Genomic DNA, 1,336 nt, shown 5'->3' with positions numbered 1-1,336 from the left:
TCGCAAGGCGACCTGACCGCAGCGCAGAAGTCAGCCGAGGGCATAGTAGGCGGCAGCGCGCCGCCGAAGGCCCGAACGGTGGAAGAGGCTAGTAGAGCGGTAATCTCGTGCGAGCCATGCGGCAGAAGAATCAGATCGAACTGAACTTGGGCACCGGAGCGAGGAGTGAAGCCCCGAAGGCCGCCGCCCAAGAGGCCGAAGCACGCACGGCGAAAGCCAGTCTCGAACGCCCGGCGGTTGTAGAGCCGTCGATGGAAGCAGTGGTCGAGCGTGAGAACCTGAAGGAAGCGCTGGCGCGAGTGAAGCGCAACAAAGGTGCGGCAGGGGTCGACGGCATGAGCGTCGACGATCTGCCGATCTATCTGAAGGAGCACTGGCCGACAATCCGGGACCAACTGCTGGAAGGCACCTACAAGCCGCGGCCGGTACGGCGCGTCGAGATACCGAAGGCATCGGGCGGCACTCGGCCGCTCGGCATTCCGACGGTGCTCGATCGCTTCATCCAGCAGGCGGTGCAGCAGGTGCTGCAGGCGGATTGGGACGGAACGTTCTCCGAGACGAGCTTCGGCTTTAGGCCAGGCCGCTCGGCGCATCAGGCTGTGGCACAGGCGCAGGCGTACATCGCGTCCGGCCACGGCTTTGTCGTGGATATCGACTTGGAGAAGTTCTTCGACCGGGTCAACCACGACATCCTGATGGGGCTCGTGGCCAAGAGAGTTGCTGACAAGCGCCTCCTAAAGCTGATCCGCGGCTTTCTGACCGCGGGTGTGATGGAGGGAGGACTGGTCAGCCCGACGGAGGAGGGGACGCCGCAGGGTGGCCCGCTCTCGCCGCTGTTGTCGAACCTGATGCTGGATGTGCTGGACAAGGAATTGGAGAAGCGCGGACATCGCTTCGTGCGCTACGCCGACGACTGCAACATCTATGTGCATAGTCAGAAAGCGGGTGAGCGAGTCATGGCCGGCGTCGAGAAGTTCCTTGCAAAGCGTCTCAAGCTGAAGGTCAACAAGGCCAAGAGTGCGGTTGCCAAACCGAGTGTCCGCAAGTTCCTGGGCTTCAGCTTCACCAGCGGGAGAGAATCGCGGCGGCGCATCGCGTCGCAGGCCATCGCCCGCTTCAAGGCAAGAGTCCGGGAACTGACGCGGCGCACGGCCGGGCAAAGCCTCGTGCAGATCGCCAAGGAGCTGTCCACTTACCTTGTCGGCTGGCGCGGCTACTTCGGCTTCTGCCAAACCCCGTCGGTGTTGCGTGGGCTTGATGAGTGGATCAGGCGACGGTTGCGCGCCATCGCCTGGAAGCAATGGAAGCGTGGACGGACTCGTTATCGCGAACTGCG

At 63.2% G+C, this 1,336-nt stretch carries 1 protein-coding gene; it reads left to right on the top strand.

The window, feature by feature from the left end:
- Nucleotides 1-116: 116 nt before the first annotated feature.
- Nucleotides 117-1,336, top strand: a 1,220-nt coding sequence (gene ltrA, locus XH88_RS25670) for a group II intron reverse transcriptase/maturase (RefSeq protein WP_271671036.1), incomplete at its 3' end; no start/stop codon positions are given.

Origin of the sequence: Bradyrhizobium sp. CCBAU 51627 (genome assembly GCF_028128765.1) — a bacterium.
GTDB lineage: Bacteria > Pseudomonadota > Alphaproteobacteria > Rhizobiales > Xanthobacteraceae > Bradyrhizobium.
The sequence above is the reverse complement of the archived record's forward strand: the minus strand, read 5'-3'. Positions and strand labels throughout refer to the sequence as shown.